The following is a 23132-nucleotide window of genomic DNA, read 5'->3' on the forward strand; positions in this document are numbered from 1 at the left end:
GTAGGTCGCTGAGTCACCAAAAAACCTGTGGGAGCGGGCTTGCTCGCGAAGGCGGGGTGTCAGGCAACACATTGTCGACTGATACTCCGCCTTCGCGAGCAAGCCCGCTCCCACAGGGATTTTGGGGTGTTCAAGATTTCTGTTATTCGCTGATCGATAGCAGCATCCGTTGCAGCATGGCGTCGCAGTCGTGCAGTTGCTGGAGACTGACGAACTCGTCCGGTTTATGCCCCTGATCCATGCTGCCAGGGCCGCACACAACGGTGGGAACACCTGCGGCGTCGAACAGGCCGCCCTCGGTGCCGAAGGCCACTGTGCCGAACGCTCGGGAGCCGCAGAATGCAGCGATCAGCTCAGCTGCTTCGCTGTGTGCATCCGTCGCTAATCCGGGGTATGCCGAGAGTTCACTGAAGCGAATTTCACTCTGGTCACTGACAGCCCGCATTCGCGGCAGTACGTGTTGCTCGGCGTAGGTTTTCAACTCCCGGGCGACGTCGCTCGGATCATGGGAGGGAAGGGCACGGACTTCGAAGTCGAAACGGCAATCGGCGGGGACGATGTTCAAGGCTTTGCCGCCGCCAATCACGCCGGTTTGTACCGTGGAAAATGGCGGATCAAACCGCGCGTCGTGATGCTCGGGCGCTTTGAGCCTGTTGCCGATCCGTCCCAGTTCACCGATCAGTTCGGCGGCGTACTCAATGGCATTGACCCCAAGCGGCGCGTACGCCGAATGGCACGCGTGGCCCTGAATATCGCAGCGCATCGCCAGTTTGCCCTTATGCCCGAGCACCGGTTTCAGCTCGGTCGGCTCGCCAATAATGCACAGCATCGGTTTGACGGGCCGTTGTTCCAGCGCCGCCAGCAACGAGCGCACGCCGAGGCAGCCGACTTCTTCATCGTACGAGAGCGCGATGTGCACGGGCAGGCGCAGTTGTGCGCTCACCAGGGAAGGAACGAGCGCCAGCACGCAAGCAATGTAGCCCTTCATGTCCGCTGTACCGCGACCGTAGAGCTTGCCATCGCGCTCAGTGAGTTCGAACGGCGCAACGGTCCACGGCTGGCCATCGACGGGCACCACGTCGGTGTGCCCCGACAGGACGATGCCCGGCTTGTCCGCCGGGCCGAAGGTCGCGAACAGGTTGGCCTTGCTGCGCTGCTCGTTGTAGATCAGTTCGCACGGCACGTCGAAGCTCGCGAGGTAGTCGCGGACAAACTCGATGAGCTGCAGGTTTGATTCGCGACTCGTGGTGTCGAACGCCACCAGCGCCTTCAGCACCTCGCGGCTGGTGCTCATCGGTCGTCTCCGGCGACACCGTAGCCGGGGGATTTGTCCGGGGCGAGGGCGCGGTCGATGTAATCCTGGACTTGCGGGCGATAGGCGTCCCACAGTTTTTCCAGCTGGCCGATGGGGTCTTTATCCGCCCAGTCGACCCGCAGGTTGATGATCGGCCAGGTCAGTTCGCCAACCACCACCATCGCCGCCGAATGCACTGGGCCGGCTTCGCCACCGGCGGCGATGGCGGCTTTCATCGCGGCGAGCAAGCGGTCGGCCAGTTGGCCTTCACCGTGCTCGAAGGCGTCAACCATGGCTTCGATGACCGAGCGGTCCGCGAGCATGTTGCCGGCGGCGACGCATTGTTCGCCGGACACGGCGTTGTGGTTGCCCAAGGTTTGCGCGCCGCTGAAATGCGCGGTCTGGCCCAGGTGGTCAATCGCCGTGATCTGCCGGTATTGGCTGTAGCCATTGCGCGTGAGGACTTTGTCCAGCGCTTCGGCCGGGGCAAGGCCTTGCTCCATCAGGGCGAGGACGTCCGGGCCGAGGGACGGGAGGGTGATGTTCTGTGTGGAGACGGCACCGACACCCGGCAACAGCCACGGGCAGCGGGCGCCGACGGCGATGCTGGAGGAACTGATCGCAATGCCGAACTGACCGGTTTCGGGGCAACGGGCGGCGATGGAGAAGGTCATGGGGTTTGCTCCTGGGTTTGCCTGGGTGAAGTGGTTATCAGAACTGACGCCATCGCGGGCAAGCCCGCTCCCACAGGTCCGTCGTCGTGTACAAAATGTGTGGTCACTGATGAACCTGTGGGAGCTGGCTTGCCAGCGATGGCCGCGACTCGGTCTGTTTCCTTACTCAGGAATCACCGCAATCACATCAATCTCCATCAACCACTGCGGCTGCCCCAGCGCCGACACCACCAACCCGGTCGAAATCGGAAACACGCCTTTGAGCCACTTGCCGACTTCCTGATACACCGGTTCGCGATACCGCGGATCGATCAGGTAAGTGGTGGTTTTGACGATGTGGCTCAGATCGCTGCCAGCCTCTTCCAGCAACAGCTTGACGTTGCGCATGGCCTGCTCGGCCTGGGCGCGCGGGTCACCGAGACCGACCAGTCGGCCTTCGAAATCCGTGCCGACCTGGCCACGAACATAAACCGTGTTGCCAGCGCGGACGGCTTGGCACAGGTCGTTGTCCAGGCTCTGGTTCGGGTAGGTTTCCTTGGTGTTGAACATGCGAATACGGGTATGGGTTGGCGTGGACATTTGTTGCTCCTGGCAGAAAAAGGTTTAAGCACTGACCGTGGTTTTATGGGCGACCGGGGCTTTTTCAGCCTCGCGTTGCGCCGCGTCGTGGTAGTCGAGATAGGAACGCTGGATGGCGATGTGATCAGCCACGTATTTGGCATCGTGCCAAACGCCCCAGATGAACGAAGACCCGCGACGCGACTGCCATGGCAGCCCGAGGAAATACACCCCCGGTTCGCTCGATACGCCGCGCTGATGCCGTGGTTTGCCCTTGTCGTCGAAGGCGTCAACGTTGAGCCAGCTGTAATCCGTGGCAAACCCGGTGGCCCAGATGATCGAGGTCACGCCGGCCTTGGCCAGGTCGAGTTGAAGAATCGGGTGGGTCACGCATTCCGGATCGGGGAAGGTAATGCGCGCTTCAGGTTCTTCCGGCAGGTCGAGGCCATTGCGTTCGATGTAGGCATCGGCGGCATTGAGCAGCGCCAGATAGTTCTCGTCGCCACGGGCCAGGTTCTCGGCCAGATTGGGCTGGAACGTCGCCACGCCGCCGTTGAACGATTGGGTCAGGCCGACCAGTGTCATTCCGCGATGAGCGAGGCCTCGGAAGTCCACGGTGCGGCCGCCGTTCGCGCCACTCACCGCGATGGTGACGTGTTCACGCCCCGGCTTCATCGCCGCCTGGTCCCATTCGCCGAGCACGCCTAGCCACCAGCAGAAATCACGATTGCGGTACGCGCGAGGAGGGCGGTCGTGGGCGCCGACGGAGAGATAAACCTGCTTGCCGGAGCGCTGCAGTTCATCGGCGATCTGCACGCCCGACGAGCCGGCACCGACCACCAGAACAGCGCCTTCAGGCAATTGTTGCGGGTTGCGATAGTCGGCGGAGTGGATCTGCAGGAATGGCTGATCCTGCGGGGCAATCGGCGGGATGACCGCGCGCTGGAACGGCCCGGTGGCGGCGACCACGCGGTTGGCCTCGATCACACCTTCAGAGGTTTCAACGGTGAAGCCCGGACGACCGACGTTGCGTTCAACCTTCAGTACATCCACACCGGTGCGGATCGGTGCGTTGAATTTCTTCGCGTAGGCTTCGAAGTAATCGGCGACGCGTTCTTTGGGCGCAAATTCGTCGGGGCTGAGGTCGTCAAAATCAAGACCCGGAAAACGGTCATGCCACGCCGGACCATTGGCCACCAGCGAATCCCAACGCCCGGTGCGCCAGCGCTCGGCAATACGGTTACGCTCCAGCACCAGGTGCGGCACGCCCAGCTTGCTCAGGTGTTCACTCATGGCCACGCCAGCCTGACCGGCGCCAACAATCAGCGTATCTGTTTTTATTTTTTCAGTGGTCATCTCAATACCCTTCGACGTTGGAGTCAGGTCGCGAACGGCCTGCCATTTCTTGGGCTCAAGACTAGGGATGACCCTGGTATCGGTAAAATATTATTAAGCTGGCATTTGAGTATAAATAACTGAGGCAGAGCGTTTGATTCAGCAGGGCTGTAAACTGCCCGGCACCTTTATCACCTCGAACAAGAGAACCCCATGGCCAATCAAGACATCACCTTCACCCCCGATCCCGACGCGGATTCCATCTCCTCCGATGTGGCCGGCTTCAACGGCATCCTGGTCTCCACGCAGATCCCGACTCGCGCCGACGGCAGCCTGGAACTGGGCGACATCACTTTGCAGAGCGAGTGCACGTTGCAGGCATTGAAGGTGGCGCTGGAGCGCGCCGGCAGTTCCATGGATCGGGTCATGCACCTGACCATCTACCTCACCGACATGGCCGACCGCGCCGCGTTCAATGAGGTTTACAAGCGTTTCTTCGCCAAGCCGTGGCCGGTTCGCGCCGCCGTTGGCGTGGCGTCGCTGGCAGTGGAAGGCATGCGTGTGGAAGTGACCGCGATGGCGGCCAAGGGCTGAACCCACCACCAGACCGTAGGAGCGAAGCTTGCTCGCGAAGAGGCCGGCACATCCAACATCAGTGTCGCCTGATGCACCGCCTTCGCGAGCAAATTCCGGTTTAGTCTGGAATCGATCGATGTTCAACTGCTGGAACCTGACCGGGAGCCTTGCATGAAAGTTGGCGTGATCTCCGATACACACGGTTTGCTCCGCCCTGAGGCCCTTGCCGCGCTGGAGGGGTGTGAACGGATCATTCATGCGGGCGACATCGGCAGTGTCGATATTCTCGACCAACTGGCGTTGATCGCCCCGCTGCATGTCGTGCGCGGGAACAATGACCTGGACGCCCCGTGGGCAGAACATATCGCCGATAGCTTGCATTTCGATCTCAACGGGTGGGAGACGTTGCTGGTGCATGACATCGCCGATGTCCCGGTCGTACTCGATGCGTCCATCAAGCTGGTGGTCACCGGCCATTCGCACAAGCCACTCATGGAGTGGCGTGGCGAACGGCTCTACCTCAATCCCGGCAGCGCGGGACGGCGGCGTTTCAAACTGCCGGTGACGCTGGCGCTGCTGGAAGTGCATGAGGCCTCAATTGAGCCGCGTCTGGTCGCGCTGCTGGAGTGATTTTTCCGGGGGAAGACGCAGTTCGACCGGCGACAGATTTGCACCAGATCCAGTCCGTTTTTGGGACTCTTCAGTTTGAGGTGACAGCTCGGCGACCGGGATATGGCAGCGAATGAAACCGCTCTGTGTTTTCTGCGAGGGCGGGCTGCTCTCTGCACACAGGGCGCCGAGTTGCCGAGGGCAACGACCCGCCAGCGGGCATCCTTTGCCGGCCAAGGATTGCGAGCCCGGCATGGCGGGTGGTTGCGGCACGTAGTCATCCTTGCAAAGACCGGGTGCCGCGTGCAGGAGCATTTCGGTGTACGGATGCAAGGGCGAGGTGAAGAGCGCGTCCGTATCGACCATTTGCATCAATTCGCCGCGATACAGTACCGCGACCTTATCGGCCAGTTGCCGCACGACCGCCAGGTCGTGCGAGATAAACAGCATGGCGACGCGGTGCTGTTCCTTCAGCGCCAGGAGCAACTCGACGATTCTGGTCTGCACGGAGACATCGAGCGCCGACAGAATTTCATCGCAGATCAACAGTTTTGGATTGACCAGCAACGCGCGTGCAATCGCGACCCGCTGGCGCTCGCCGCCGGACAGTTGTTCTGGATACCGGTTGAGATACCCCGCATGCAACCCGACACTTTCCAGCACCGTTTCAAGGGTGTCGGGTTTCAATTCCATCCCGAAATGCTGCAGCGGCCGCTGCAGAATCGCCTGGATGTTGCGGCGTGGATTGAGTGACGCATCCGGGTTCTGGAAAATGTATTGAATCTGCTTCAGCTGCTGGACGGATCTGCCGGCGAGGGTGGGTGCCAATACCTGGCCGTCGACGCTGATGCTGCCCGAAACCGGCGCGAGCCGGCCGCTGATGGCGCGGGCGATGGTGGATTTTCCGCTACCCGACTCGCCGACCAACGCCACGATCTCACCAGAATGCAGCTTAAGGTCGATATCCCGTGCGATGGGGACGGCTTTCTTGCCCAGCCATTCGGTGAACCATCCCGACTGCGCGTAGGAAAGCGAAAGGTTGTCCACCGACAACAGCGTTTGCGCCTGCTTTTTTTTGCCGAGGGCGATCACCGGCGCAGGGGTAGGAGGTTGTGCGGCGGCCACGTCGGACCAGTGCATGCACGCCACGGATTGTGCGTCAGCCACACGGATCAGGTGCTGCGGTGTCGAGCGACAGGCTGGTGTCGCGAAGTCGCACCGTGGCTCGAACTTGCAGCCCTCGGCCATTTGATCGCGGCGCAGCATTCCACGTAAGCCGCGAGCGCCATTATGGCCGTGCTGTACCGACGGGATCGATGCGATGAGTCCGCGCGAATAAGGATGAGCAGGGTGCGTCAACAATTGCTCACACGGCGCGACTTCGACGAGTTTGCCGGCATACATGACGCCAATGCGATCGGCGATTTGCGCAAGCAACGCAAGGTCATGGGTCACGTAGAGCATCGCCATGCCGATACGGCTTCGCAGATCCGACAGCAGCTGGATGATCTGCCGCTGAGTGGTGACGTCCAGTCCCGTCGTGGGTTCGTCGAGCACCAGCAGGTCCGGATTGCACGCAACCGCCATGGCAATCGTCACACGTTGCTGCTGACCGCCGGATAACTCGTGGGGATAGCGCCGGCTGACATCGGGCAGCCCGACCAGGGCGAACAGTTCGATGATGCGGTGCTCCATGGATCTCCCGTCCGGCAGTGCGCGGTGGGTCAGAATCATCTCGCGGATCTGCTGCCCGACGCGCATGCCAGGGCTTAACGCGGTCGTCGGATTCTGCGGGACCAGCGCAATGCGGTTGCCACGAAGCTTGGCCAGCGAACGGGCGTCGAGCGTGAGCAGGTCGGTGCCTTCAAACAACACCTGACCGGTCTGTACACGGCTGTTGGCGGCGCCATAGCCGAGCAGCCGATAGGCCACCGTGGACTTTCCGCAACCCGACTCCCCAACCAGGCCGAAGGTCTCGCCGCGGGCAATGTCAAAACAGACACCTTCCACCACATCGGTCCATCCGGTGTGTCCGGCATAGGCGATGCCCAGGTTTTGAATCTCGATCAGCTTAGTCATGGTTCAAACCTCTTTATTGTTATTCACGCACCGACGACTGACCGTTGGCCCAGCATTCTCGATAGCCCGTCGGTAAAGAGATTGAGTCCGACCACGAGGGAGGCGAAGCCGAGTCCGGGCCCGAATACCGTCACCGGTGAAGCGATCAGCAGCCCGCGGTTCTCGCTGATCATCAAACCCCATTCAGGTGTCGGCGGCCGGATACCGAAACCGAGAAACCCCAGTGCACCGATCAGGATGGGCGCATAGCTGATACGCAGCGAGAATTCGACCAGCAGGACGTTGGCGGTGTTGGGGAGGATTTCTCGCAGGACGATGGACCAGGTTCCCTCACCCCGCAGTTGGGCCGCCGCGACGTACTCGCGAGTGGCAATTTCCATGGCGGCGGCCCGCGCAATCCGCGCAATCCGCGGTGTGTAGACCAAGCCGACCACCAGTACGATTAGCGCAGGTTCGCCGGCGAGGGCAGGCCCGGCGGCAATGATCGTCACCAGCGCCAATGCCAGGAACGGGATGCTGATCATGGCTTCGACAAGACGCTGCACGATCTCGTCGAACACCCCGCCGAGATAGCCGGACACCAGGCCCAGCGTCGTACCGGCGACCATGCCCAATGTCGTGCCGGCCAGGGCCAGCAGCAAAACAATGTGCGCGCCATGCATGAAACGGCTGAGCACATCACGGCCGATTTGATCGACGCCCATCGGGTGTAGCCACGACATGCCGGAGAGCGGCATGCCGGTGCCCATTTGCGCAAAACCATAGGGTGTCCAGAACGCACCGATGAGGGCAAACAGCAGGTGCGCCACGAGGATGATCGACCCGGCCTTGAACGCGCCCGGCATCGCTTGCCAGCGTCTGAAATAAGCCGAGAAAGTGTGCGTCCGCGGCGCGGACATCGCATTGATAAGACTCATCGAGATGTCCTCAGGCGAGGTTGAAGGAGAACGGCGCAGATGTCGGCCACGAGATTGGCCGCGATGTAGACCGCCGCGCTGATCATCACCGTGGCCTTGATCAAGGGAAGATCACGCAGTTGCAAGGCATCGATCAGCAGCGTGCCAAACCCGGGGTAGGAGAAGACACGTTCGACAATGACCACGCCACCGATCAGGAACCCGAGGTTGAGCGCCGTGATGTTGAGTGCCGGAACAATTGCATTCGGCATCGCGTGTCGCCAGAGCACGGCGTGAGGCCGCAAGCCTTTCAGTTCGGCGAGGCGTACGTAGTCGGAGCGCAGCACCTCGATCAGGCTGTCGCGCAAGACGCGGATGGCGTACACCGCCATGATGATGGCGAGGGTCACGGCCGGCAGGATCATGGCACGCAGGTTGTCCAGCCAGGTGCCGGCATCGGACACCGTCGCCAGCGCGGGCAGGATGGGCATGGCCACGGCGAAGATAAACAACAGAATCGTCGCGAGCAGGAAGTCGGGCAGCGACAGCAGCACCAGCGTCACGACCGAAATGACGTGGTCGACCTTCGTGCCGCGGCGTGTGGCTTGAATCACCGCCGGTACGATCGCAAGTACCAGATACATGGCAAAGGCCAGCAGCGACAGCAGCAGCGTGTTGACGATGCGTGGGCCAAGCACGTCGGCAATCGGCCGGCCGGTGGCAATCGACACCCCAAGATTGCCCTGGAGCAAATCGCCCAGCCAGTGCAGGTAACGGCTGAATGGCGGATCACCGAGGTGCAGTTGCGCACGCAGCACTTCCAGTGCCTTTGCGGTGGCGTCGCGGCCAAGGATCCGGGTGGCGACATCCCCCGGCAGGGCTTCGAGAATCAGGAAGATCAGTAGGGAGACGAGCAGCAGCGTAACGGCGGAAAGCATGACCCTACTGATGACAAGCCGCAGAATCTTCATTTCGATTTTGCCCCTTGAGTCGTCAAGGTTGAGTGCAACGCCATCCAGTCGGGGATAAAGGCTGCATCGGTGTCGAGATCGCCTTGCCAGACGTACAAGAGCACCAAAGGCCTGTCCGCTGCGAGCGTGGCATGGGGGATCCACGACGGATGATGAATGATTTCACCGGTCTCCCGTGATGACCACGTGTCGGCGCCGGTTCGCCAGAACGACGGGCCGGTGACGGTGTAATAGATTTCGTCAGCCGGGTGGCTGTGCAAGGGGTAGTGGGTGGCGGGGCCGAGCAGCATCAGGCCGAAGGAGATTTCGGCATCCTTGATCAGCGCCGGTGGTCCGCTCTCGGGCCCGCATATAACGCTGTAGCCGTAGTTGTTGGCAAAGTCCGCGCTGGGCGGGGCGGCCAGGTAGCTTTCGCTGCGAGTCAGGTGGAGCGCGGGCATGAGATTCGACAGCGCTTCGGCCAAGGCGCAACCCGAGGCATAAGTGCTTAGCTCGGCCTCACAGGATGTCTGCACGGGTACTCGTGCGGCAGGCACGTCTTGAAGGGGCGGCAGGTTCGATTGCAAAAAGCGCAGGCGTTTTGCGTGCAACCTCGCGACGGGTTGATCATCGCGATCCAGCACATCGGCAAAGCATTGGAGAAATCTGGACAGATTTGAGCGTGTCATTCGCACAGCCTCCTCCCCGGAGCCTTCAGGCTCCGTGGACTGGATTGAATTCAAATGGGGCGAGTGGGGCGAGCGGCTACTTTGCGCAGCCTAGTTCCGCGTAGTCGATGCGGTTCACATCGACGTTCGGTGAATAGCCGGTACAGCCTTTGCGCAGGCCTGCCACCACCGATGAAAAGACCGGAAGAATCATGCCGCCTTCTTGCGCCACCATGCGTTGGGCGTCGCGGTAGAGCGTGTTGCGCTCTTGCTCATCCGGGGTTTGCCCGGCCTTGGCCACCAGCGCATCGAAATCAGCCCGTTTCCAGTGTGTCTCGTTCCATTCCGACTGACTGTTGAGCGACAGCGTCAATGCTTCTGCCGGCGGACGGGCACTGGTGTACGAAATGACCGCCGGTTTCTTCAACCAGATCGTGTCCCAGTAACCCTCGGCGGGCGAGGTGATGACGTTCACTTTGATACCGGCGGACGCTGCCATCTGGGCATAGACCTGTGCCAGCAACAGCATGCCGGGGTACGAGTCGGACGTATAAAGATCGAACGCGATGCCATCGGGATGACCGGCCTCGGCCAGCAAGGCTTTGGCCCGTTTGATGTCTTCTGCCGGTGGTGGGGTTTTCAGACTCAGCGGTGAGCTGGGCGGTATCGGTGTGTCACCACCGACTTCGCCATAGCTCAACAGCACGGTATTGAGAATGGTTTGACGATCCATGACCAGCTTCATCGCCTCACGCACCCTGACATCGTCGAAGGGCGGAGTGTCGGTCCAGACCGCGATGTAAAGTGAGGTCGCCCCTGGGGTAGAGACGAGGTCGACAGCCGGATTGCCTTTGAGCGTGATCAGGCTAGCCGGGTCGACGACCAGCGACAGGTCAATCGAGCCGGACAACAGCGCCGACAGCCGCGACGTCGCTTCGAGACTGGTGGTGATCTCCAGGCAGTCCGCTTTTGGCAGACCGGCGCGCCAGTAATGCGGATTGCGCCGCATGACCCGCACCGGACCGTTGGTGGTGAAAGTCTCCTGCATGAACGGCCCGGTCCCGTCGCCTTTGGTCCGCAGGTCTGCGCCCTTGGCACCCTCGGGAACCATCAACGCGTACTTGGTCGCGATCAGCATCGGCAGTTCGACGACCGGCGACTTGACCTTGAAGCGCACGGTGTTTTTGTCGACAGCGGTGATGCCGGCGGGGTCGAGGAAGGCGAGGGTGGAGAATCCACCGGGCGAAATGGCCGGGTCGAGCAGGCGACGATAGGAATAGACCACGTCCGCGGCATCGAAATCAGACCCGTCGTGGAACTTCACACCTTGGCGCAAGTGAAACGTCCACTCGGTTGCATCGGCGTTGGATTCCCATGATTGCGCCAACACGGGAATGGGCATCATGGTGTTGCTGCGGTCGACCAGCGGTTCGTAGATGGCGCGAATGTGATAGACGCTGTCGGTGCCGATCAGCGCTGCGGGGTCCATCGTTTGTTTCTCGCCGTCCGATTCGTAGCCCAGCACGCGCACACACTGCTCGACGGCCGAGACCGTGGGTGCCGACAAAAAACAGGTTCCGACAGCCAGCGTAAAAACTGAGGATGCAAGCAATCTACGTTTCATTTCTGTGCCCCTGATTTATTTTTATGGGACGAGTATGTGATTGCGTTCAACACCGGGCAAACGAGTATATTTAACCCCCGCTTGAATTTTTTTAACGTCGCGAGCAAGCATGATTCCGAGATCGCTTCCCCCCCTGTCGACGCTGAAAGTCTTCGAATCCGCTGCGCGATTGCGCAGCTTCAAAGGCGCTGCCGAAGAATTGAGCCTTACCCAGTCGGCCATCAGTCACCAGATCGCTTCCCTTGAGCGCTACCTCGGGACACCGCTCTTCTGCCGCTTGCCCGGTCGGGTAGAACTCAACGAAAAAGGTGAGCTTTATTTTCCTGTGATCCAGGATGCACTGGATCGCATTGCGCTCACTACGGACCTCATCCGTGAGAAGCAGACGCAAGCGTCCCTGACAGTGCAGGTCTATGTCACGGTGGCTGTTCGATGGCTCATTCCGAGACTGCAGAAATTCAAGCAAGCCTCGCCGGAGATTGCGGTCAGCCTGGACGCGAGCCTGCTGGATTGGGAGTTCAATCCCGCCCGCGCCGACGTAGGGATCATCTACACGCGTACACCGGATCGACCGAACGTGACCTACACGCTCTTGAGACAGGAGCGCCTCGTGGCGGTGTGCTCAAAGGAGCTTGCCGGTGCCATTGCCACGCCAGAGGACCTGCGTAAGGTTCCGTTCCTGGCGATCTCGGGCACCACTGAAGACACGGCGATGTGGGCGCAGAGCATCGGCCTTCCCAATCTTGCGCAAAAAAACGCGCCCCGATTCGACAGCAGTCTGCTGGCGATTGAAGCGGCGATCAGCGGACAAGGCGTGGTGGTGGTTCCCGAATTCCTGGTGGAGGCGGATCTGAACACGGGCAACCTGGTCATACCCGTGCAAACGGAGGTCATGCAGGCGGGGGGCTGGTATCTCGCGCATGTTGAACGGCGGGGCAATGAGCAACCGATCCGGCGTTTCCTTGAGTGGATACAGGCGCAGTAACGGAAGGGATGGATTTGCAGAGGCCAGGAAATGCAGACCGATCACTCGGTCTGCATCGACAGGTTCAGGAAGCGAGTGAGTCAAGCCTCACAGGTGATCCGCATCAATCACCGCTTTGGCGAACGCTTTTGGATCTTCCTGCGGCAGGTTGTGGCCGATGCCGCCATTGATCAGCCGGAACTCGTACTTGCCGGTGAAGCGCTTGGCGTAGTCCTCGGGGTTCGGGTGCGGCGCGCCGTTGGCGTCGCCTTCCATTGTGATGGTCGGCACGCTGATGGATGGCGCGGTGGCGAGTTTCTGCTCCAGCGCTTCGTATTGAGGCTCGCCCTGGACCATGCCCAGACGCCAGCGGTAATTGAACACGGTGATCTCGACGTGATCCGGGTTCTCCAGCGCCTTGGCGCTGCGGTCGAACGTGGCGTCATCGAACGCCCATTTCGGCGAAGCCAGTTGCCAGATCAGCTTGGCGAAGTCGTGGGTGTTCTTCTCGTACCCGGCACGACCGCGGTCGGTGGCGAAGTAGAACTGATACCACCATTGCAACTCAGCCTTGGGCGGCAGCGGGTTCTTGCCGGCTGCCTGGTTACCGATCAGATAACCGCTGACCGAGACCAGTGCTTTGACCCGTTCTGGCCACAACGCGGAGACGATGTCGGCCGAGCGCGCACCCCAGTCATAGCCACCCAGCACGGCTTGTTTGATCTTCAGCGCATCCATGAAGTCGATGACGTCGCTGGCCAACGCAGCCGGTTGGCCGTTGCGCACGGTTTTCTCGGACAGGAAATGGGTATCGCCATAACCACGCGCATACGGCATCAGCACTCGATAGCCCTTTGCGGCCAGCAGCGGTGCGACTTCGTCATAACTGTGAATGTCGTACGGCCAGCCGTGCAGGAGAATCACCACCGGCCCATCGGCCGGGCCGGTTTCGGCGTACGCCACGTTCAACAGTCCGGCCTTGATGTGCTTCAGTGGGCCGAACGGGGAGGGCGTCGTGTAAGTGGCATCGGCCTTGATCGCGGCTGGCTGTGCAGCGGTGGTCGATTGGGCGTTGGCTGCACCGATCGCGCCAAACAGGGCGAACGCGAGAATCGATGAGCCGACCAGACGGCGGTGGGTTTTAGCGTGTTTGTTCTGCAGTGCCATCTTCATCCTGATGTCTCCGTTGCAAGCCGTTGGCCAGGGGGTCTGGCTGATCCCCTTGAAACCGTGTGTGCATTTGAACGCGGTGACGTATCTGGCCTGTGTCGATTCGCAGGCCGGGTGAAAATTCATGTATCAGGAGGATAGACAGATACACAGTGATACAAAGCGGCGCAGGAGCATCACGGCCATGAGCGCCGAATCTCCAAGACGTCACGACAACAAAATTTCGCCATCACACATCGCACATGTCGGAATTTTGATACTACACGTCGGATTGGCGGGAGCGACGAAGCACTGACGACGATTATTGTTTTCGCACAAAAGCAGGAAACAATAATCATGCTGCCGTTGACCCAAAGAATAGATAGCCACGTTCATTTTTACACTTCGGATGATCTTCGTCGGGTGGCTGGTTTATTGCCCTATACATTGCCCAAGCCGCATCCGCTCACGCTTTATCTGGACAAACTTATTGATGCCGGAATTGCACCGACAGTCATTAATAATGTTCATCTAAGTATCCTGCCGGATTCGGAAAATGTGTTTGCCTCATTTGACGAACTGAAGAAACTCCAAGCAGCGAATCCTTTGCGTTATGGGGCCGTCAGGCTGGTAGGGACGATCAAGGCGGAACCTGCCTACGCCACGCAAGAACGTCTTTCTCACCCGCAGGTAATTGGCGCCCGAATCGTTCTGCACGATGCAAGGCCGGAAACCGTATCTGACACGCGCTTCAGTGATGGGCCGTGGTTGGCGTTTTACAGTCGCCTGCTACCGCACCAGCATTTGCACATCTATGCCAAGGAAGCCGAGACGACTCTGCGCGTATTGCGCCAGATCCCTCGCGATGTGCGGGTCATTATCGATCACCTCGGCACTTGTCACAGCGAGCGTGGCATTACCGAGCCGGCCTACATCGCGCTGCTCACGGAAGCGAGAGAGCGAGGCAACGTGTGGTTCAAGGGCCCCGGCTATCGCACCTCCGTCTACCCCGAGGAAACCGCTCGTTTCGTGACGCAAATTGTTTACGCCGTCGGCGCGGACAAGATTCTTCTGGAAGCAACGGATGCACCGCATGTTGGAACTGACAACAACGGTGTGCCGTATTCCGGGCACTTTGATTTGAACAACGTTTTTAACTTTGTTGATGCCGTTGCACAGCATGTTTCTACCGAAACCCGAATTCCTGTTGGCCAACTTCTCCGAGGAGCATCTGGCCAATTGGTAAGTTGATCTACGCCCACGCTCTAACTTCGAGATATTTAGCGATGACGAACATTACAACAAAAGAAATCAACTTTACCGTCAAGTACGACGATGAAACCCTGAGCCTCAAAGGCACAGTGTTTCAGCCAGAAAAAATCGACGCGACACTGCCACCCGTCATCTTCAACTCCGGCTTCACCGGTGGGGTCACGATGTACGGCCAGCTGTTCGGTCGCGCCCTGGCAGCTCGCGGTTATCGCGTCATGACCTACGACGTGGCGGGTTTCTTTTCCAACAAGCACATCCGCAACACGATTCAGGCCGCAGGCATTGAGATCACCAATGTCATTCTGGAAGACCAGAAGGATGAAGTCCTCGGTGCCGTTGAATGGGCTCGCGAGAATTTCGGTGAAATGCCCGTGGTCGCTTCGTGGGCGATGGGCTCGGTGGCGAGCCTCGGCGCTGTAGCTGAACTGGCTGCTGCTGGCGGTGAACAGATCCGCTTCTGGGTGCCGATGAGCTACACCAACATCCGCCAGCTGCAAACCTTGCGTGCCGACAAGGATGCTGCCGACGCCGCGATTCTCAAACTTGCGGATGACGCGCCGATCCCGCCGTTCGATACCGGCACCGACGCGACCCGCCTCGGCTACTATCCGCTGGATCCGGAAACCCAGGCTTATGTTGATCAGCAACTGGGCGGCTACACCGAAGCCGGTGGCGCGGATCGCTGGCCTGGCTGCACTCACGTGACAGCAAAATCCTACAAGTCCTACGTGGCGTATGACCCGGAGCAGTCCATCGAAGGTGCAAAAGGCTTCCCACCTGCGCTGATCATCCACGGCGCCGACAACACGCTGCACATGCCTTCGGAGTCTGTGCGTCTGCACCAGAACTACCCTGGTGATGCAGGTTCGAGCGCGCTGATCATCCCGAACATGCAGCATGGCCAGCAGAATCAGGTCGAGAGTCCTGTCTTCAAGTCGATGATCCAGAGCATCGATGAGGCCATCCGCGCGCGCGGCTGATCCCCTCGCCATTATCCTGTGAGACCTCGGGCGACGAGGTCTCACAGCGATTTCCAGCGTTGCGGGGCGCATTCCCCCGTCATTGCGAATGGTCACAACGCCTCGGCCTGGCTCGTTCGCTGTCGCAACGATTCAATCTGGCTGAATGTGTGCCCAACCCCTAACATGGCGTGTCCAAAGCCACTCCCTCGGGCTGGCTTGAGCTGTTCACCTGAACGGCTGGAACCCCCATGAAAGGATCTGGCAATGACAGCCCCCGGCGAATCGGCGACGTCTGTGAACAGCTACACCACCAAGCGCATCGGACTGCTCATTCTTCCTCAGTTTTCCATGATGGCGTTGGCTGGTGCCAGCGAGCCTTTACGGGCGGCGAATCGCCTGTCCGGCAAAACGCTGTATGAGTGGACGCTGCTCACCGAATCGGGTGGGCCGGTCAGTTCCAGCAGTGGCATCGAGATCCAGAGCGTGCCGATCGATCAAGCCCCCGATCTCGATCGCGTGTTTGTCCTGGCGAGCCTCGACATCGAACACCAGAAACCGCCGAAGATGCTGCGTTTTCTACAACGCGCTGCGGCCCGGGGCACCACCGTTGGCGCGCTGAGCACCGGTACGTTCATCCTGGCACGCGCCGGGTTGCTGGAAGGAAAGCGGTGCACGTTGCACTGGGAGTCCATCGGTCAATTTTCCGAAGAATTTCCCACCATCGAAGTCACCCGCGAGCTCTACGTCAACCATGGCAACCGCTGGACGTGTGCCGGGGGGACGGCGGCGATCGACCTGATGCTGGCGCAAATCGCCCTGGATTTCGGTAATCAGCTGGCCGCCAGCATTGCCGAGCAATTTCTGCACGCACGGATCAGAGCCCCGGAAGAACATCAGCGAATGTCGATCCAGTGGCGGTTCGGGATTCACGACAAGCGTCTGACCGCAGCCATTGCCTTCATGGAAAACAACCTGGAGAACATTGTCGGCATCGAAGAAATCGCCGACCGCTGCAATCTGTCGCATCGCCAACTGGAGCGCTTGTGGCATCAGCATTTCGGCATGACGCCCAAGCGGTTTTATCTGGAACTCAGGCTCAACGAAGCGCGCCGATTGCTGCGCGAGAGCACTCAGCCCATTGCGTCCATCGCCTATAGCTGCGGGTTTGTCTCGGCGTCACATCTGGGCGCCGCTTACCGTCGAGTCTGGGGATGCACGCCCGGAGAAGAGCGGCGGAAATTTGATGATGCGCATTCCTGATCGCTATCACTGAACGTCCCCGTCAACGACTCAACAAACCCCCGCGCCAATCTTCCCTGCAAAACCGCATAGCTAGCTAATGACTCGGCCCGACGGCTGGTGCGCATGGGCGGGCCTTGGGGATTTGGCGATCCTGTATTCTCATTCCTTTACTCGATGCTTCACCTCGCAGCGCGCACTTGCGGGTTTCGTGACGTCGGTTTTTTGATAGAAATCGTCGGGCTCGAAGCTCAGGCTCGGTTCGGGAGCGCGGTAAGGTTCATCTACAAATCCGGCGTCCACTTCCAGATGCACAGCCGGCAAAAACAACAACGACGTACAGAAGGCACAACAACCATGGAAACCTTGAGTTTCATTCTGGAAAACGGCGGGCTGATCGGCCTGCTACTCGGGCAGCACCTTCTCATCGTGGCGGTGGCGGTGGGCCTGGCGATTCTGACCGGCGTGCCTGTCGGGATCGCGATATCCCAGCACCCCAGAACTCGCCGTTGGGTCCTGGCGTTTGCCGCTGTGCTGATGACGATTCCTTCTGCCGCGCTGTTCGGGCTGATGATTCCGGCCCTGTCCCTGATCGGCTACGGGATCGGCGTCGTACCGGCGGTCATTGCGCTGTTTCTCTATTCCCAGCTGCCCATCATCCGCAACACCACCACCGCGATCTCCAACATCGACCCTGCGTTGCGCGAGGCGGCGATAGGGATGGGCATGTCCACCTGGCAACGACTGCGCAAGGTTGAACTGCCGATTGCGGTCCCGCTGATCATGGCGGGCGTCCGGATGGCGACCGTCATCAACATCGGCATCGCCGCCATCGCGGCTTACATCGGCGCCGGCGGCCTCGGCAGTCTGATCATTCGTGGCATCGCGCAATCGGATACCCGACAGCTGTTGGCCGGCGCGATCGTCATCAGCGTGATTGCCGTAGCGGCCGATTACGCGCTGTACGCCTTGCAACGCCTGCTGACGCCAAAAGGCCTGAACAAGAACAAAGTGGCCACTGGCCGAATGAAGGAAGCTACGACGTGATCCAGATCGAAAATTTAAACAAGAAATTCGGCTCAATCACTGCAGTAGAAGATGTCTCATTCAATGTTGAAGAGGGGCAGATCTGCGTACTGCTTGGGCCGTCGGGCTGCGGTAAAACCACGACGCTGAAAATGATCAACCGACTGATCACGCCCACCTCAGGCACGATCCGCATCGGTGGTCGCGACACCTCAGAACTGGACAGCGTCACCCTCAAACGCTCCATCGGCTATGTGATTCAGCAAGTCGGCCTGTTCCCGAACATGACCGTCGAGGAAAACATCTGCGTCGTTCCCAATCTTCTGGGATGGGATAAAACCAAAAGCCGCAAACGCGCTGCGGAGTTGCTGGAAGTGGTCGCGCTGGACCCGTCGAAATTCCTCAAGCGCTACCCGTGCGAACTCTCCGGCGGCCAGCAGCAGCGAGTCGGGGTGGCCCGTGCCTTGGCTGCGGATCCGCCCGTGATGTTGATGGATGAGCCGTTTGGCGCGATCGACCCGATCAACCGGGAAGTGATCCAGGACGAGTTCATGCGCATCCAGCGCCTCGTCAACAAGACCGTACTGTTTGTCAGTCACGACATCGATGAAGCGGTGAAGATGGCGGACTGTGTCGCGCTCTTCCACAACGGGAAAATCCAGCAGTTCGGCAGCTCGGATGATTTGCTGGCCCGGCCCAACAGCGAGTTCGTGGCGAACTTCATGGGCGGCGACCGGATCATGAAACGCTTGCGCCTGCTGCGCGCGGCTGACGTGGCGAGCAAGGTCCCGCCACGGGAACACATGCAGATCGTCGGCGGCAACAGCGGTGTTACTTCGCATACACACCTGATCGTCAAGCCCGGGGATGACCTGCGCCAGGTGCTCTCGCAACTGCTGGGTCGCGGCCAGGACTGGGCACTCTGCAACGACAGCGACGGGCGCTTTATCGGCTATGTCCACCAGGCCGACATCCTGGCGCGACTGGTTGAAAACATTAATCCGGCGGTGCACTGACGATGTCTGACTTACTGAGCAGATTTTGGGAAGGGCTGCAGTTTTACTGGGGCGACATCAGCTACCTGACGGTCCAGCATCTGCAGATCGTGGCAGTCAGCGGCGTGCTGGCCCTGGCCATCGCGCTGCCGTTGGGTGTCTGGATGAGCCGTCCGGCGAACCAGCGTTACGCCATGGCCAGTATGCAAGTCCTCAACGTCGGGCAGGCGATCCCCAAGCTCGCGTTGCTGGCGTTGGCCATGAGTTTCATTGGCGTTGGCAGCGGGGCGGCCATCATCGGCCTGTTTGTCGCGACGTTGTTGCCCGTCGCGGTCAACACCTATGAAGGCTTGCGCGCGGTGCCGCAGCACTTGGTCGAAGCCGCCGAAGCCATGGGCATGACGCCACGGGAGACGCTGTGGAAAGTCGAAATTCCGAATGCGATGAACGTGATTTTCGCGGGCATCCGCACGGCGCTGGCGATCAACGTCGGTACCGCGCCGCTGGCTTTCCTGGTCGGTGGAGGAGGGCTGGGTGAGTTGATCTTTACCGGGATCGACCTGAACGACTTCGGCATGATGCTGGCCGGCGCCGTATCGACCGCACTCCTGGCGATTGCAGTCGATCTGGGCTGCGGCCTGATTCAAACCATTGCCGTGTCACGGGGCCTGAGGTTGGCCGGGCGCGAATGAATCTGAAGACCATAGACCTAAACCAATAATATGAGGTACATGATGATTTATCGAATGCTGGCCAGTCTGATCGTTAGCCTTAGTCTTGTTACGGGTGTTGTGGGCAGCGCTTCTGCCAACAGCACGATTGTGGTCGGCGGCAAGAAGTTTACCGAGCAACAACTGGTGGCCGAGATGACCGCGCAACTCCTGCGCGCCAATGGCTACAGTGTCGATAAACGCCCGGACCTGGGTTCGTCGGTATTGCGCGCGGCGCAAGAGAACGGTCAGGTCGATGTGTATTGGGAATACACCGGCACTTCGCTGATCACTTACAACAAAGTCACGGACAAACTGGACGCTGACCAAACGTACAAGAAGATCAGCGAGCTTGATGCGCAGAAGGGCATCACCTGGCTGAACCCTTCCAAGGCCAACAACACCTATGCGTTTGCCATGCGCAAGGAAGAGGCCGAGAAGGACGGCGTCGTCACGATCAGCGATCTGGCCAAAAACATCCAGGCGGGCAAATCCTATAAATTCGCCTCGAATGCCGAATTCTTTTCCCGGCCCGATGGCCTGCGTCCTCTTCAAGAGACGTACCAGTTTGAATTCGAGCGCAAGAACATCGTCCGCATGGACGGCGGGCTGACCTACCAGGCGCTCAGGGACGGTCAGGTCGATCTGGCCTTGGTCCTGTCGACCGACGGGCGAATCCCGGCCTTCGGTTTTGTGGTGCTGAAGGACGATAAAGGCTTCTTCCCCAGCTACGCGTTGACGCCTGTCATCCGCACTGAAGTCTTCAAAGAGAATCCGAAAATCGGCGAGTTGCTCAACGCCCTGTCTTCCAAACTGGACGACGACACCATTGCCGGTCTCAACTCTCGAGTCGACGTTGGCCGTGAATCGATCGAGAGCGTGTCCAAGGAATTTCTGCAAAAGAGCAAGTTGCTGTAGGCGCTGCCGAAGGCTGACGTTGTCTTCAGAACTTCCAGGGCCGGCAGAATAACGCCGGCCTTTTTTACCCCTGCCTCCCACCCATTCCCTTGCACCCCTATGAGGTGCGAGCTGGTTTCGTTCGCCTGTACCCACTCGGAGAATAAAAATGCAGTTGAATAAGAAATTCGTGGCGTGCTCGTTTTGGCTAATGGCAGCAAGTGCTCAGGCGGATGACGGTATCGACCGCATGACCCTCGCCGATATGCGTCATGCGTTGAATAACGGGACCCTCAGTTCCGAGCAACTGGTCCGGCACTATCTGCATAACATTCAGGCGAACAATCACCAGGGCCAGAACATCAATGCGCTGGTGACGATCAATGAACAGGCGATTAATCAGGCGCGGAAGTGGGATGCCGAACGGGCGAAAAATCCCGATGCCAAGTACGCACCACTGGCCGGCATTCCGTTCGTGGTGAAGGACAACTTTGACACCGCCGGTATCGTCACCTCCGGTGGGTCCTACGTGCTGCGCGAGTCCGTGCCGAGCCAGGATGCCTTCACCGTCAAGAAGCTGATCGACGGGCAAGCGATCCTCCTCGGCAAAGCCAACCTGTCGGAACTGGCCGCGTCCTTTGGCTGGTTTGGCTACAGCTCGTTCGGCGGGCAGACGCTGAATCCGCGCAACACCAAGCGTGACGCTTCGGGCTCCAGCAGCGGTTCTGCCGCCTCGGTGGCGGCAGCGTTCGCACCCTTTGCGCTGGGCTCGGATACCAGCGGATCGATCCGCGCCCCGGCCAGCGTCACCGGTACGGTGGGTTTTCGACCGTCGCTGGGGCTGATCAGTCGCAGCGGCATTATTCCGCTGTCGCTCGCGTTTGATACCGGCGGCGTCATTACCAACAGCGTGCTGGATCAGGCCATCGTGCTGGATGCGATCAAGGGCCAGGACAAAAACGACCCGGCGACCCTGGATCTGGTCGCAGAAAAAATACAGTTCGAGTCCGCGCTCAACTCTACCTCGCTGCAAGGCAAGACCATTGGCGTGATCACCAACTTCAAAGGCGCCAATCCAGAAGTGGATGCGGTGTTCAAGACTGCTCAGGAAACCCTCGGCAAGCGCGGTGCGCAGGTCGTCTCCATCGAACTGCCGAAGTCATTTGAAACCCTGTGGAGCGATGTGCTCGGCCCAGTGGGAGAGAGCGAATTCAAACCGCAATTCGAACGCTACTTGGCCACCCTCAACCCGAGCCAACCGCGAACGCTCGCGCAGTTTCTCGATCTGGCGAAAAAAAATCAGGCTGAAAAGGGGCCGCACGGGATGAACCCGGCACGCCTGGCCGGGCTGGAAGCGGTATCGGCTGGCGCAAGCACCGACTCGCCGCTGTACATCTCCATCCTCTCAAGAAAGATCCCGCAACTGCGCGCGCAACTGATGGGCATCATGAAGAAGAACAACGTGGACAGCCTGTTCTTCGCGACCATCAACTGCCCGGCGTCGGTGGTTCACGGTGTGACCGATGACAGTTACGTCTGCAAAACCGGCGACACCTACGCGTCGTCGTACATTGCCTCCGCGACAGGATTTCCCGAAATTACGGTTCCGGCCGGCACCATCAAGGGCAACCTGCCGGTCGGTGTGTCGTTCCTGGGCGGCTACGGTGACGACGCCAAGGTCGTGGGTTTTGGCTACGCGTTTCTCGGGCGCTGATCGGTCGTTCAGATCTGTTCCAGCAACCAGGTTCGGAACGCGACGAGCGATGGCAGCGTCTCGTTGCGCGGCGGGTAGGTCAGGTAGTAACTGCGTTGACTGGCGAAGGGCTGATCGAGGCTGATCAGCTCGGCGTTGGCCAGCTCGTCGGCCACCAGGATACGCGGCACCAGACCGATGCCGATGCCGGCCCTGACGGCCTGGATCAAGTGCGAGGTGAGTTCGAAACTCGGCCCCAGGCGCATCATTCGATGGGGCAGGCCATGGTGGCTGAACCACTCGCCCCAGACATTGGCATTGTTCGCGACGTTGAGCAGCGTCTGTCCGCCAATGTGCTCCGGGGTCCAGGTGTCATGGGCCTCGGCCGCTTGCGGGGACATGATCACCATCAATTCTTCCGTGTGCAGACGATGACTGATCAGGCCCGGCAAGTCGGCACTGCCGACGACGATGGCGGCATCGATGCCGCTGGTTTCGAAGTCGATGGCATCGATCCGGGAATTGATGTGCACCAGCATGCCGGTATGGGTTTTGTAGAAGTCGTGAAGACGCGGCAATAGCCACTTCGAGCCGAACGTCGGCAGTGTCGCAAGGCGCAAGGTTCCGCTGCCCGATTGATACGCCATCGCCTGTAACGTGGCGCTGCGGATGCGTCCGAGCGCTTCACTCATTTCCCGCTGATACAGACGACCGACATCGGTCAACTGCACTTGCCGGCCTTCACGGCGAAACAGCGTCAGGCCCAGTTGCTGCTCCAGCGCCTGGACTTGTCGGCTGACGGCGCTTTGGGTCAGTGACAGCTCCATCGCGGCGCGGGTGTAGCTTTCATGCCTCGCGGCGGCCTCAAAGGCCAGCAGCAATGACATGGAGGGGGTGAGGTGGCGGTAATTCATTCGTAAAAGTCATCGATAGCGGCAGGATTATCCGTTTGTCCGGCGCCA

General features: G+C 59.9%; 22 protein-coding genes. 11 read left to right on the forward strand and 11 right to left on the reverse strand.

Features of this window, described 5'->3' with window-relative positions; translation table 11 throughout:
- Positions 1 to 142: 142 nt before the first annotated feature.
- From argE to J2Y86_RS00835, 4 genes are all read right to left on the reverse strand, one after another.
- Positions 143 to 1294, reverse strand: coding sequence for an acetylornithine deacetylase (argE, locus tag J2Y86_RS00820; RefSeq protein ID WP_253427373.1), 1152 nt, complete (start codon positions 1292 to 1294; stop codon positions 143 to 145).
- The gene (locus J2Y86_RS00825; RefSeq protein WP_253427375.1) at positions 1291 to 1968 is read right to left on the reverse strand and encodes a DUF1028 domain-containing protein; all 678 of its coding nucleotides are present in this window, start codon (positions 1966 to 1968) and stop codon (positions 1291 to 1293) included. Before J2Y86_RS00825 ends, argE begins: the two co-directional genes overlap by 4 nt.
- Before the next feature lie 162 nt (positions 1969 to 2130).
- Positions 2131 to 2547 carry a RidA family protein gene (locus tag J2Y86_RS00830; RefSeq protein ID WP_253427377.1) on the reverse strand — a complete coding sequence of 139 codons (417 nt, stop codon included), beginning with the start codon at positions 2545 to 2547 and terminating at the stop codon, positions 2131 to 2133.
- Between the two features lie 24 nt (positions 2548 to 2571).
- Positions 2572 to 3882: a flavin-containing monooxygenase gene (locus J2Y86_RS00835; protein WP_253427379.1), complete on the reverse strand. Its 1311-nt coding sequence runs from the start codon at positions 3880 to 3882 to the stop codon at positions 2572 to 2574.
- A gap of 192 nt (positions 3883 to 4074) precedes the next feature.
- On the opposite strand from J2Y86_RS00835, the gene J2Y86_RS00840 reads away from it, so the two are divergent.
- Complete coding sequence (locus J2Y86_RS00840; RefSeq protein ID WP_008027160.1) at positions 4075 to 4455, forward strand: RidA family protein; 381 nt, start codon at positions 4075 to 4077, stop codon at positions 4453 to 4455.
- Positions 4456 to 4608: 153 nt separating this feature from the next.
- Positions 4609 to 5067 (forward strand): metallophosphoesterase family protein, encoded by a 459-nt coding sequence (locus tag J2Y86_RS00845; RefSeq protein ID WP_253427381.1) that lies wholly within the window; start codon positions 4609 to 4611, stop codon positions 5065 to 5067.
- On the opposite strand, the gene J2Y86_RS00850 is transcribed toward J2Y86_RS00845, so the two are convergent.
- From J2Y86_RS00850 to J2Y86_RS00870, 5 genes are all read right to left on the reverse strand, one after another.
- Positions 5032 to 7125 (reverse strand): dipeptide ABC transporter ATP-binding protein, encoded by a 2094-nt coding sequence (locus tag J2Y86_RS00850; protein ID WP_253427383.1) that lies wholly within the window; start codon positions 7123 to 7125, stop codon positions 5032 to 5034. The two genes, J2Y86_RS00845 and J2Y86_RS00850, sit on opposite strands and share 36 nt — an antisense overlap.
- A 23-nt stretch (positions 7126 to 7148) precedes the next feature.
- Positions 7149 to 8042, reverse strand: a complete 894-nt coding sequence (locus tag J2Y86_RS00855; protein ID WP_253427385.1) for an ABC transporter permease — start codon at positions 8040 to 8042, stop codon at positions 7149 to 7151.
- Complete coding sequence (locus tag J2Y86_RS00860; protein ID WP_301308630.1) at positions 8039 to 8992, reverse strand: ABC transporter permease; 954 nt, start codon at positions 8990 to 8992, stop codon at positions 8039 to 8041. Before J2Y86_RS00860 ends, J2Y86_RS00855 begins: the two co-directional genes overlap by 4 nt.
- Positions 8989 to 9660 carry a dimethylsulfonioproprionate lyase family protein gene (locus J2Y86_RS00865; protein WP_253427389.1) on the reverse strand — a complete coding sequence of 224 codons (672 nt, stop codon included), beginning with the start codon at positions 9658 to 9660 and terminating at the stop codon, positions 8989 to 8991. Before J2Y86_RS00865 ends, J2Y86_RS00860 begins: the two co-directional genes overlap by 4 nt.
- A 76-nt stretch (positions 9661 to 9736) precedes the next feature.
- Complete coding sequence (locus tag J2Y86_RS00870) at positions 9737 to 11206, reverse strand: ABC transporter substrate-binding protein (RefSeq protein ID WP_253427391.1); 1470 nt, start codon at positions 11204 to 11206, stop codon at positions 9737 to 9739.
- Between the two features lie 166 nt (positions 11207 to 11372).
- On the opposite strand from J2Y86_RS00870, the gene J2Y86_RS00875 reads away from it, so the two are divergent.
- Entirely contained in the window at positions 11373 to 12248 is an 876-nt protein-coding gene (locus J2Y86_RS00875) for a LysR substrate-binding domain-containing protein (protein ID WP_253427392.1), read from the forward strand.
- A gap of 87 nt (positions 12249 to 12335) precedes the next feature.
- Here J2Y86_RS00875 and J2Y86_RS00880 read toward each other — a convergent pair whose 3' ends face one another.
- The gene (locus tag J2Y86_RS00880) at positions 12336 to 13400 is read right to left on the reverse strand and encodes an alpha/beta fold hydrolase (protein WP_253427393.1); all 1065 of its coding nucleotides are present in this window, start codon (positions 13398 to 13400) and stop codon (positions 12336 to 12338) included.
- Positions 13401 to 13733: 333 nt separating this feature from the next.
- Between J2Y86_RS00880 and J2Y86_RS00885 the strand changes: the two genes are divergently transcribed.
- From J2Y86_RS00885 to J2Y86_RS00920, 8 genes are all read left to right on the forward strand, one after another.
- Entirely contained in the window at positions 13734 to 14627 is an 894-nt protein-coding gene (locus tag J2Y86_RS00885) for an amidohydrolase family protein (RefSeq protein WP_253427394.1), read from the forward strand.
- 35 nt (positions 14628 to 14662) lie between these two features.
- Positions 14663 to 15628 (forward strand): alpha/beta hydrolase family protein, encoded by a 966-nt coding sequence (locus J2Y86_RS00890; protein ID WP_253427395.1) that lies wholly within the window; start codon positions 14663 to 14665, stop codon positions 15626 to 15628.
- 246 nt (positions 15629 to 15874) lie between these two features.
- Positions 15875 to 16870 (forward strand): GlxA family transcriptional regulator, encoded by a 996-nt coding sequence (locus tag J2Y86_RS00895; RefSeq protein ID WP_253427396.1) that lies wholly within the window; start codon positions 15875 to 15877, stop codon positions 16868 to 16870.
- A 336-nt stretch (positions 16871 to 17206) separates the two neighbouring features.
- A complete protein-coding gene (locus J2Y86_RS00900) occupies positions 17207 to 17896 on the forward strand; it encodes an ABC transporter permease (RefSeq protein WP_253427398.1) in 690 nt (229 codons plus the stop codon).
- Entirely contained in the window at positions 17893 to 18891 is a 999-nt protein-coding gene (locus J2Y86_RS00905) for an ABC transporter ATP-binding protein (RefSeq protein ID WP_253427400.1), read from the forward strand. The genes J2Y86_RS00900 and J2Y86_RS00905 overlap by 4 nt, the downstream gene beginning before the upstream one ends.
- Positions 18892 to 18893: 2 nt before the next feature.
- Positions 18894 to 19562: an ABC transporter permease gene (locus tag J2Y86_RS00910; protein WP_253427402.1), complete on the forward strand. Its 669-nt coding sequence runs from the start codon at positions 18894 to 18896 to the stop codon at positions 19560 to 19562.
- Between the two features lie 39 nt (positions 19563 to 19601).
- Positions 19602 to 20498, forward strand: a complete 897-nt coding sequence (locus J2Y86_RS00915; RefSeq protein WP_253427404.1) for a glycine betaine ABC transporter substrate-binding protein — start codon at positions 19602 to 19604, stop codon at positions 20496 to 20498.
- Positions 20499 to 20646: 148 nt separating this feature from the next.
- Complete coding sequence (locus tag J2Y86_RS00920; protein ID WP_253427406.1) at positions 20647 to 22191, forward strand: amidase family protein; 1545 nt, start codon at positions 20647 to 20649, stop codon at positions 22189 to 22191.
- 8 nt (positions 22192 to 22199) lie between these two features.
- Here the strand turns inward: J2Y86_RS00920 and J2Y86_RS00925 are convergent, their stop codons facing one another.
- Positions 22200 to 23084, reverse strand: coding sequence for a LysR substrate-binding domain-containing protein (locus J2Y86_RS00925; protein ID WP_253427408.1), 885 nt, complete (start codon positions 23082 to 23084; stop codon positions 22200 to 22202).
- Between the last annotated feature and the right edge of the window lie 48 nt (positions 23085 to 23132).

Source organism: Pseudomonas migulae (genome assembly GCF_024169315.1).
Taxonomy (GTDB): Bacteria; Pseudomonadota; Gammaproteobacteria; order Pseudomonadales; family Pseudomonadaceae; genus Aquipseudomonas; species Aquipseudomonas migulae_B.

Excerpts from the sequence above, each read along its gene's own strand:
- argE (WP_253427373.1), bottom strand. The coding sequence starts at position 1,294 with ATGAGCACCAGCCGCGAGGTGCTGAAGGCGCTGGTGGCGTTCGACACC.
- J2Y86_RS00825 (WP_253427375.1), bottom strand. The coding sequence starts at position 1,968 with ATGACCTTCTCCATCGCCGCCCGTTGCCCCGAAACCGGTCAGTTCGGC.
- J2Y86_RS00855 (WP_253427385.1), bottom strand. The coding sequence starts at position 8,042 with ATGAGTCTTATCAATGCGATGTCCGCGCCGCGGACGCACACTTTCTCG.
- J2Y86_RS00865 (WP_253427389.1), bottom strand. The coding sequence starts at position 9,660 with ATGACACGCTCAAATCTGTCCAGATTTCTCCAATGCTTTGCCGATGTG.
- J2Y86_RS00885 (WP_253427394.1), top strand. The coding sequence starts at position 13,734 with ATGCTGCCGTTGACCCAAAGAATAGATAGCCACGTTCATTTTTACACT.
- J2Y86_RS00895 (WP_253427396.1), top strand. The coding sequence starts at position 15,875 with ATGACAGCCCCCGGCGAATCGGCGACGTCTGTGAACAGCTACACCACC.
- J2Y86_RS00830 (WP_253427377.1), bottom strand. The coding sequence starts at position 2,547 with ATGTCCACGCCAACCCATACCCGTATTCGCATGTTCAACACCAAGGAA.
- J2Y86_RS00900 (WP_253427398.1), top strand. The coding sequence starts at position 17,207 with ATGGAAACCTTGAGTTTCATTCTGGAAAACGGCGGGCTGATCGGCCTG.
- J2Y86_RS00850 (WP_253427383.1), bottom strand. The coding sequence starts at position 7,125 with ATGACTAAGCTGATCGAGATTCAAAACCTGGGCATCGCCTATGCCGGA.
- J2Y86_RS00875 (WP_253427392.1), top strand. The coding sequence starts at position 11,373 with ATGATTCCGAGATCGCTTCCCCCCCTGTCGACGCTGAAAGTCTTCGAA.
- J2Y86_RS00860 (WP_301308630.1), bottom strand. The coding sequence starts at position 8,992 with ATGAAGATTCTGCGGCTTGTCATCAGTAGGGTCATGCTTTCCGCCGTT.
- J2Y86_RS00880 (WP_253427393.1), bottom strand. The coding sequence starts at position 13,400 with ATGAAGATGGCACTGCAGAACAAACACGCTAAAACCCACCGCCGTCTG.
- J2Y86_RS00920 (WP_253427406.1), top strand. The coding sequence starts at position 20,647 with ATGCAGTTGAATAAGAAATTCGTGGCGTGCTCGTTTTGGCTAATGGCA.
- J2Y86_RS00925 (WP_253427408.1), bottom strand. The coding sequence starts at position 23,084 with ATGAATTACCGCCACCTCACCCCCTCCATGTCATTGCTGCTGGCCTTT.
- J2Y86_RS00890 (WP_253427395.1), top strand. The coding sequence starts at position 14,663 with ATGACGAACATTACAACAAAAGAAATCAACTTTACCGTCAAGTACGAC.
- J2Y86_RS00845 (WP_253427381.1), top strand. The coding sequence starts at position 4,609 with ATGAAAGTTGGCGTGATCTCCGATACACACGGTTTGCTCCGCCCTGAG.
- J2Y86_RS00835 (WP_253427379.1), bottom strand. The coding sequence starts at position 3,882 with ATGACCACTGAAAAAATAAAAACAGATACGCTGATTGTTGGCGCCGGT.
- J2Y86_RS00840 (WP_008027160.1), top strand. The coding sequence starts at position 4,075 with ATGGCCAATCAAGACATCACCTTCACCCCCGATCCCGACGCGGATTCC.
- J2Y86_RS00915 (WP_253427404.1), top strand. The coding sequence starts at position 19,602 with ATGATGATTTATCGAATGCTGGCCAGTCTGATCGTTAGCCTTAGTCTT.
- J2Y86_RS00910 (WP_253427402.1), top strand. The coding sequence starts at position 18,894 with ATGTCTGACTTACTGAGCAGATTTTGGGAAGGGCTGCAGTTTTACTGG.